6 protein-coding genes are annotated in these 8,959 nt (G+C 66.7%); 5 read left to right on the forward strand and 1 reads right to left on the reverse strand.

All coding sequences use genetic code 11. The features are described 5' to 3' along the window. Positions 1-20: 20 nt before the first annotated feature. Positions 21-926: a homocysteine S-methyltransferase gene (gene mmuM, locus A5701_RS05195; protein ID WP_197498929.1), complete on the reverse strand. Its 906-nt coding sequence runs from the start codon at positions 924-926 to the stop codon at positions 21-23. A gap of 321 nt (positions 927-1,247) precedes the next feature. On the opposite strand from mmuM, the gene clpX reads away from it, so the two are divergent. The 5 genes from clpX (at position 1,248) to mobA (ending at position 7,730) form a co-directional block, all read left to right on the forward strand. Then, positions 1,248-2,528, forward strand: coding sequence for an ATP-dependent Clp protease ATP-binding subunit ClpX (clpX, locus tag A5701_RS05200; RefSeq protein ID WP_055400128.1), 1,281 nt, complete (start codon positions 1,248-1,250; stop codon positions 2,526-2,528). Positions 2,529-2,571: 43 nt separating this feature from the next. After that, complete coding sequence (locus A5701_RS05205; RefSeq protein WP_067749514.1) at positions 2,572-3,825, forward strand: MFS transporter; 1,254 nt, start codon at positions 2,572-2,574, stop codon at positions 3,823-3,825. Between the two features lie 230 nt (positions 3,826-4,055). Beyond that, complete coding sequence (locus A5701_RS05210) at positions 4,056-6,035, forward strand: 2-oxoacid:acceptor oxidoreductase subunit alpha (RefSeq protein WP_156669927.1); 1,980 nt, start codon at positions 4,056-4,058, stop codon at positions 6,033-6,035. Next, entirely contained in the window at positions 6,032-7,123 is a 1,092-nt protein-coding gene (locus tag A5701_RS05215) for a 2-oxoacid:ferredoxin oxidoreductase subunit beta (RefSeq protein WP_067749518.1), read from the forward strand. The genes A5701_RS05210 and A5701_RS05215 overlap by 4 nt, the downstream gene beginning before the upstream one ends. A gap of 1 nt (position 7,124) precedes the next feature. Beyond that, positions 7,125-7,730 carry a molybdenum cofactor guanylyltransferase gene (gene mobA / locus A5701_RS05220; protein ID WP_067749520.1) on the forward strand — a complete coding sequence of 202 codons (606 nt, stop codon included), beginning with the start codon at positions 7,125-7,127 and terminating at the stop codon, positions 7,728-7,730. Positions 7,731-8,959: the final 1,229 nt, after the last annotated feature.

An 8,959-nucleotide genomic window follows, 5' to 3' on the forward strand; every position in this document is an offset into this window, starting at 1 on the left:
TCTCCTCGGCGAACGTGCTCTCATGGCGAGATTTCAGCCGATTTACCGCCCTCAGAGCACGCTCGGCGAACCTCGGCGATGTCGGCCGGCCCGACCCGGCAGCAGCCACCGATGATGCTCGTCCCGGCCGCAAGCCATTGCGTGGCGAGCGCCGCGGAGAAGGTCCGCGGCCCCGCCCAGCCCCGTCCGTCCCAACGCTCGCCGCTGTTCGGGTAGACGATCACCGGCTTGGCGGCCGCCGCCGTGGCGATCTCGATCGCGGGCAGGACGTCCGCGGGTGCACAGCAGTTGACACCGACCGCGACGATCTCCGGCACCCCGGCGGCGACCGCGAACGCCTCCGCCAGCGGTTGGCCGGCCCGGGTCCTGGTGCCATCGATGGTGTAGCTCAGCCAGGACGGCGCGCCGACCGAGGCGACCAGGTCGACCAGTGCCTCGGCCTCGTCGACGTCGGGCACGGTCTCGCACGCCAACAGGTCGGCGCCCGAGTCGGCCAGCACTTCCAGCCGGGGCCGGTGCCATCGCCGCAAAGCCGCCACCGACAGCCCGTAGCGCCCCCGGTATTCCGATCCGTCGGCCAGCGTCGCGCCGTACGGCCCGACCGAGGCGGCGACGAGCAGCCCGCCGGCGCCCACCTCGTCACGGGCGGTCTTCGCCAGGTCGACGCTGCGGCGCAGCAGCTCGGCGGCCTCGTCCCGGTCGATCCCGCGGGACGCGAAGCCCTCGAACGACGCCTGATAGCTCGCCGTCGTCGCGATCGCGGCGCCGGCCCGGTAATAGCCGGCGTGCACGGCGACGATCTCGCGGGGATCGTCCGCCAACAACCTCGCCGACCACAATGCGTCGGAGAGGTCGTGACCGCGCGCCTGCAGCTCCGTGGCCAAGCCACCATCGCTGATCACTACCGATCCGCTGATCAGAGCCAATCCCACCCGGCCACTGTAGGGTGATTTCTTGGGGATCTGCCCGGGCTTCGCCGGGGCCGGCATCTCCAGCGGAAGTGGGAATCGGTCGGCGCACCAGCCTCGGTCGGGTAACGACCGCGACACGCCAAAGACACGCAAAGCGCGTCTTTCGCGAGTGACGGGCGCCGTCTGGCTATATGTTTCATCAAGACGAACACGCATGAATACCACCGACGCGATTCGGCCCTAATGGTCGCGTCGGGCCCGATCTAGCGGGTAGCGTCGGGGGATACATGCGGCACAGCTAGACGAACGGCGAAAAGGAAGTAGGCCCTCAGCACCATGGCGCGCATCGGAGACGGCGGTGACCTGCTGAAGTGCTCGTTCTGCGGGAAGAGCCAAAAGCAGGTCAAGAAGCTCATTGCTGGTCCCGGTGTGTACATCTGCGATGAGTGCATCGACCTCTGCAACGAGATCATCGAAGAGGAGCTCGCCGACGCCGACGACGTCAAACTCGACGAACTGCCCAAGCCCGTCGAAATCCGGGAGTTCTTGGAGGGCTATGTCATTGGGCAGGACACCGCCAAGCGGACGCTGGCCGTCGCCGTCTACAACCACTACAAGCGGATCCAGGCGGGGGAGAAGGGTCGTGACTCCCGGCACGAGCCGGTCGAGCTGACCAAGTCCAACATCCTGATGCTCGGCCCCACCGGCTGCGGCAAGACCTACCTGGCCCAGACGCTCGCCAAGATGCTCAATGTGCCGTTCGCCATCGCCGACGCCACCGCGCTGACCGAAGCCGGATACGTCGGTGAGGACGTGGAAAACATTCTGCTCAAACTCATTCAGGCCGCCGACTACGACGTCAAGCGGGCCGAAACCGGCATCATCTACATCGACGAGGTGGACAAGATCGCCCGCAAGAGCGAGAACCCGTCGATCACCCGCGACGTCTCCGGTGAGGGCGTGCAGCAGGCGCTGCTGAAGATCCTGGAGGGCACGCAGGCGTCGGTGCCCCCGCAGGGCGGCCGCAAGCACCCGCACCAGGAGTTCATCCAGATCGACACGACCAACGTGCTGTTCATCGTCGCTGGGGCGTTCGCCGGCCTGGAGAAGATCATCTACGAACGCGTCGGCAAGCGCGGCCTGGGCTTCGGCGCCGAGGTGCGCTCGAAGGCGGAGATCGACACCACCGACCACTTCGCCGAGGTCATGCCCGAAGACTTGATCAAGTTCGGCCTGATCCCAGAGTTCATCGGGCGGTTGCCGGTGGTTGCCTCGGTGACCAACCTGGACCGCGAATCGCTGGTCAAGATCCTGTCCGAACCGAAGAACGCTCTGGTCAAGCAGTACACCCGGCTGTTCGAGATGGACGGCGTCGAGCTTGAGTTCACCGACGACGCGCTGGAGGCGATCGCCGATCAGGCCATCCACCGCGGCACCGGCGCCCGCGGCCTGCGGGCCATCATGGAAGAGGTCCTGCTGCCGGTGATGTATGACATCCCGAGCCGCGACGACGTCGCCAAGGTCGTGGTGACCAAGGAGACCGTGCAGGACAACGTGCTGCCGACGATCGTGCCGCGCAAGCCGTCACGCACCGAGCGCCGCGACAAGAGCGCCTAACGCCTTGCGGTCGACCGGCCGCGCATTTGGGTACTAGATCCCCATGCCGGCCGCCGCTGAGACCGACAGCCCCGTACCGCGCCGGCTTACTCGTGCGCTGGACCTGCTCAACTTCCTGCTCGCCGACGTGCGTGACGGGCTGGGTCCCTATCTCTCGATTTATCTGCTGCTGGCTCACCATTGGGACCAGGCGTCGATCGGCTTCGTCATGGCGGTCGGGGGGATCGGGGCGATCGTCGCGCAGGCACCGGCCGGCGCGTTGGTGGACCGGAGCACCGCCAAGCGGGCGCTGATCATCGGCGGCGCATTGACCGTCACCGCCGGTTCGTTGGCCATGCCGTTGTTTCCCGGCCGGTACTCCATCTCGGTGCTGCAAGCCGTGACCGGCATCGCCGGCTCGGTCTTCGCCCCGGCGCTGGCCGCCATCACGCTGGGCGTCGTGGGGCCCCGGTTCTTCTCCCGCCGGATCGGGCGCAACGAGTCGTTCAACCACGCGGGCAACGCGTCGGCCGCCGCCATCACCGGCGGTCTGGCCTACTTTTTCGGGCCGGTGGTGGTGTTCTGGGTGCTTGCGGTCATGGCGGCCACCAGTGTGCTTGCCGCGCTGAGGATTCCGGGTGACGCGATCGACCACGACGTCGCGCGGGGCATGGACCACGTGCGGGGAGCCCCGCACGAGACGCCGTCCCGGATGGCGGCATTGCTGCACAACCGCAGGCTGATGATCTTCGCCGCGACCGTCGTCGCCTTCCACTTCGCCAATGCGGCGATGCTGCCGCTGGTAGGCCAGCTGCTGGCGCTGCACAACAGGGACGTCGGCACGGCGCTGATGGCCGGCTGCATCGTCGCCGCGCAGGTGGTCATGGTGCCGGTGGCCTATCTGGCCGGGGCCAAGGCCGATTCGTGGGGACGCAAGCCGATCTTCCTGACCGGTTTCGCGGTCCTGGCCGCGCGTGGATTCCTCTACACCCTGTCGCCAAACCCGTACTGGTTGGTCGGGGTGCAACTGCTGGACGGCGTCGGGGCCGGCGTGTTCGGGGCGCTGTTTCCCCTCGTAGTCCAGGACGTCACGCACGGCAGCGGCCGGTTCAACGTCAGCCTGGGCGCGGTGACCGCCGCGACCGGGATCGGCGCCTCGGTGTCGAACCTCGTCGCGGGCTGGATCGTGGTGGCCGCCGGCTACAACGCCGCCTTCGCCTTCCTGGGAACGCTCGCGGCGGCGGCCCTGATTTTGTACCTGGTCGCGATGCCGGAAACGGCGCCAAGGGAACTCGGTGTCGGCGCCCCGCCGACGTGACCAATAACACAGTTTTTGACCTGAGGCATACCATTCCCGCCCTGACTTCGGCTTTTTACACTGAAGCATTCATCTGTAATGCACCAGAGACGCTCATACACCCCTTAGAGAAGTGCCATAATTGGTACTTGCAGTGACACACAGCTTGAGGGCGCGGGACGCCACTCTTTTGGCGCGTAACCTAAAACTCCAGCGAAGTGCCTATCCGGTAACGAATGGAAGGCGGATACGTGGATCCGAACGGCAGCGGAGCCGGGTCTGATTCTCACAACGAGTCGTCCCGGGGAGGGGCCGCTCGCCGGAACGGATCCGACCGTCAGCGCCTGGAACAAGTCGTCATTCGCTTCGCCGGGGACTCCGGCGACGGCATGCAGCTCACCGGCGACCGGTTCACGTCCGAGGCAGCGCTTTTCGGTAACGACCTGGCGACCCAGCCCAACTACCCCGCCGAAATCCGTGCCCCCGCAGGGACCCTGCCCGGGGTCTCCTCCTTCCAGATCCAGATTGCCGACTACGACATCCTGACCGCCGGTGACCGCCCGGACGTGCTCGTCGCGATGAACCCGGCGGCGCTCAAGGCCAACCTCGGCGACCTGCCCCGCGGCGGCATGGTGATCGCGAACTCCGACGAGTTCACCAAGCGCAACTTGACCAAGGTGGGTTACGTAACGAATCCGCTCGAGTCCGACGAGTTGTCCGACTACGTCGTGCATTCCGTCGCCATGACCACCCTGACGCTCGGCGCCGTGGAGGCGATCGGCGCGTCGAAGAAGGACGGCCAGCGCGCCAAGAACATGTTCGCCCTCGGCCTGCTGTCGTGGATGTACGGCCGCCCGATCGAGACCAGCGAGAAGTTCATCCGGGAGAAGTTCGCCCGCAAGCCCGACATCGCGGAAGCCAACGTGTTGGCCCTCAAGGCGGGCTGGAACTACGGCGAGACGACCGAGGCGTTCGGCACCACCTACGAGGTTTCGCGGGCGACGCTGCCGTCCGGCGAATACCGGCAGATCTCGGGCAACACCGCGATGGCCTACGGGATCGTCGCCGCGGGTCAATTGGCCGGCATTCAGGTGGTGCTCGGCAGTTACCCGATCACGCCGGCGTCGGACATCCTGCACGAACTGTCCAAGCACAAGAACTTCAACGTGATCACCTTCCAGGCCGAGGACGAGATCGGCGGCATCTGCGCCGCGATCGGCGCCTCGTATGGCGGTGCCCTCGGGGTCACGAGCACGTCCGGCCCCGGCATTTCGCTGAAGTCCGAAGCGCTGGGCCTTGCGGTGATGACCGAATTGCCGTTGCTGGTCATCGACGTTCAGCGCGGCGGCCCCTCGACGGGCCTGCCCACCAAGACCGAGCAGGCCGACCTGCTGCAGGCGTTGTACGGCCGCAACGGGGAGTCGCCGGTAGCCGTACTGGCGCCGCGCTCGCCGTCCGACTGCTTCGAAACCGCGATCGAGGCCGTGCGGATCGCGGTCTCATACCACACGCCGGTGATCCTGTTGTCTGACGGCGCGATCGCCAATGGCTCGGAGCCATGGCGGATTCCGGACGTCGGCACGCTGCAGCCGATCAAGCACACCTTCGCCAAGCCGGACGAGCCCTTCCAGCCGTACAACCGCGACCCGGAGACGCTCGCTCGCCAATTCGCCGTTCCGGGAACCCCCGGCCTGGAACACCGCATCGGTGGCCTGGAAGCGGCGAACGGTTCGGGCGCCATCTCCTACGAGCCGGTCAACCACGACCTGATGGTTCGGTTGCGGCAGGCCAAGATTGACGGCATCACGGTTCCCGATCTCGACGTCGACGACCCGACCGGGGACGCCGAGTTGCTGCTGATCGGCTGGGGCAGCTCGTACGGCCCGATCGGTGAAGCCTGTCGGCGCGCGCGGCGCAAGGGCGTCAAGGTGGCACACGCGCACCTGCGCTACCTGAACCCGTTCCCGGCGAACCTGGGCGAGGTGCTGCGGCGCTACCCGATGGTGGTGTGCCCGGAGATGAACCTCGGCCAGCTGGCACTGTTGCTGCGCGGCAAGTACCTGGTCGACGTGCAATCGGTCAGCAAGGTTCAGGGTGTCGCGTTCCTGGCGGACGAGATCGGGCGCGTCATCCGCGCCGCGATCGGCGGCACGCTGGCCGAAATCGAGCAAGACAAGACGATGGTCGCCCGAATGGCGGCGGCAACGGTGGGAGCGGGAGCTAGCGAATGACCGACCTGATGGGAAATCTGGCGGGCACCGACCTCGGGCTGACGCCGAGGTTGAAGAAGAACGACGGCGTGCCCACCACGGACCAGCCGCAGAAGGGCAAGGACTTCACCAGTGATCAAGAGGTCCGCTGGTGCCCCGGCTGCGGTGACTACGTCATCCTCAACACCATTCGCAACTTCCTGCCCGAGCTCGGGCTGCGCCGCGAGAACATCGTGTTCGTCAGCGGCATCGGCTGCTCGAGCCGCTTCCCGTACTACCTGGAGACCTACGGCTTCCACTCCATCCACGGCCGCGCACCGGCGATCGCCACCGGTCTGGCCCTGGCCCGAGAGGACCTGTCGGTGTGGGTGGTCACCGGTGACGGCGACGCGCTGTCGATCGGTGGCAACCACCTGATCCACGCGCTGCGCCGCAACGTCAACATCACGATCCTGTTGTTCAACAACAGGATCTACGGGTTGACCAAGGGCCAGTACTCGCCCACGTCGGAGGTCGGCAAGGTCACCAAGTCGACCCCCATGGGGTCGCTGGACCACCCGTTCAACCCCGTGTCGCTTGCGCTGGGTGCCGAGGCGACGTTCGTCGGCCGCGCCCTGGACTCCGACCGCAACGGGCTCACCGAGGTGTTGCGCGCGGCCGCGGAGCACCGCGGCGCCGCCGTGGTCGAAATCCTGCAGGACTGCCCGATTTTCAACGACGGATCATTCGACGTGCTCCGCAAGGAAGGCGCCGAGGAGCGGGTGATCAACATCCGCCACGGCGAGCCGATCACCTTCGGTGCCGACGGCGAGTACTGCGTGGTGAAGTCCGGCTTCGGCCTCGAGTTCGCCAAGACCGCCGACGTGTCCGTCGACGAAATAATGGTGCACGACGCGCACACCGACGACTCGGCCTACGCGTTCGCGCTGTCCCGGCTGTCCGATCAGAATCTCGATCACACTGTGCTCGGCATCTTCCGGGACGTCAGCCGGCCCACGTACGACGACGCGGCGCGCTCCCAGGTGCAGGCCGCGCGGGCCTCGAAGCCGTTCGACGACGCCGCTCTGCAATCATTGCTGCGTGGCCGCGACACCTGGACCGTCGACTGACGTGAGCGAAACAATCTCCCTGGCCGGGGTTGTCCTGGCCGGCGGCGCCTCGCAACGCATGGGCCGCGACAAGGCCAACCTCCCGATCCCGCCATCCGCTGGATCCGGCTCGACCACGATGGTCGAGCACGTCGTCGGCGTCCTCCAACAGCGTTGCGACCCGGTGCTCGTCATGGCCGCCCAGGGGCAGCCGCTCCCCGAACTGCAGGCTCGGGTGATGCGCGACGAACTGCGTGGGCTGGGGCCGCTGCCGGCGACGGGGCGGGCGCTGCGCGCGGCGGCCGACGCCGGGGCGCGGCTCGCGTTCGTCTGCGCGGTCGACATGCCGTTCCTGGCAGTCGAACTCATCGACGATCTCGCCCGTCGGGCGGTGGAGACCGGCGCGGAAGTGGTGCTGCCGTGGGACGGCCAGGACCACTACCTTGCCGCGGTGTACCGGACCGACCTGGCCGACCGCGTGGACGCGTTGGTGGCCGCCGGCGAGCGCAAGATGCGCGCCCTGGTGGATGCGTCGGACGCCCAGCGCATCGTGACCTCGGAGTCGCGGTCGCTGACCAACGTCAACACCGACGCCGAGCTACGCGCCCTCGCGCAGTCCCGCAGCTGACCCGCAACGCACCCGAGCGGGTGCGCATAACCGGGCGAGAATTCGTGAGTGAATTCGGCATGAGAAGAGCTGCTTTCCGCTTAAACAATTGCTGGGCGATGTGCCGGGTGATGGTATTTGCCATTTTGTGATCTGTTGGGGTGCCGCAGGTTTCGCCATCCAGCGATCCCGCTCGTCGGCTGTGGTTGCAGTTGCGCATTTCCCGCGGGATCGACAGGCCGTACGCCGTGAGCAAATTGGCCGGCTGAACCGGGCGACGGCTTGGTGCCGTCCGGCCATGACGATCACGCGAACACCGTCTGTTTCGAGGCGCGTCCGAGAGGTGTCGAAAACATTTGCGGGAGAACGGAATCAAGGTTTCTCGCGGGGCGCATGAGTGGGCACGGCGGACGTGCCGTGCGCGCTATTGGAGCGACGCAAGTTAGACCGCAGCACAACGCAATTCATCCGTCGGTGGTGCGCAATGTGTGACGTATTGCACGTAACCCGTTGTAATGTGCGCTGCTTCGCTCCGCGGGGCGAGCTCGTCACGGCTGCGACGGTCCGTACCCACCGGCGCAAATACGTGCGCCAGTTCACAAAATGGGCGTGATTCGGCTCACGATTTGAAAGCATTTGCGATTGCGGGGTACTCGCCGGAATCGCTTTGCTGACCTGCCGAAATGACCTCGGGATTGCGCCGTGATCACCCCGTTACCGAAACGAGATGTCCGGTTTCCGAAGATGACGAACGCGGCTGGTTCTCGTACGGTCCCTGTTAGCCCGCAACGGGTTACGGAACAGTAACTGAAAACAGAATCACGGACCCGCGTGTGAGCGGGGCCGCGGACGGCGAAGTCGCGTCCGTGGCCGGCGGTAACACTCCGCCGGGCGAATCGAGCCCACCGCTGTCGTGCCAGGACAAGCCGGCACGTTCCGAAGCAGGTTTCCGCACCAACCAAAACCGTCAGCCCACCCCCGTGGGCTTGCTTTGGCGCGCGCGCACCGCGAAAGGAAAGATATTGAAGAACGTCCGTAAGACGCTCGTTCTTGCCGCGGTCACGGGCACCCTCGTGACCATCCCTTCGGCGACCGCCACCGCGGAGCCGACGGGCTTCGACCCCAACATGGCGCCCGCCGGGGCCCCGGACGCGCCCCCGCCGCCACCGGCGCCGGACGCGCCTCGAAACAGACGGTGTTCGCGTGATCGTCATGGCCGGACGGCACCAAGCCGTCGCCCGGTTCAGCCG

Origin of the sequence: Mycobacterium sp. E3305 (genome assembly GCF_001666785.1) — a bacterium.
Taxonomy (GTDB): Bacteria; Actinomycetota; Actinomycetes; order Mycobacteriales; family Mycobacteriaceae; genus Mycobacterium.

What these genes read in the sequence shown, in the direction of transcription:
- A5701_RS05205 (WP_067749514.1), top strand. Translation starts at nt 2,572, where the DNA reads ATGCCGGCCGCCGCTGAGACCGACAGCCCCGTACCGCGCCGGCTTACT.
- A5701_RS05215 (WP_067749518.1), top strand. Translation starts at nt 6,032, where the DNA reads ATGACCGACCTGATGGGAAATCTGGCGGGCACCGACCTCGGGCTGACG.
- clpX (WP_055400128.1), top strand. Translation starts at nt 1,248, where the DNA reads ATGGCGCGCATCGGAGACGGCGGTGACCTGCTGAAGTGCTCGTTCTGC.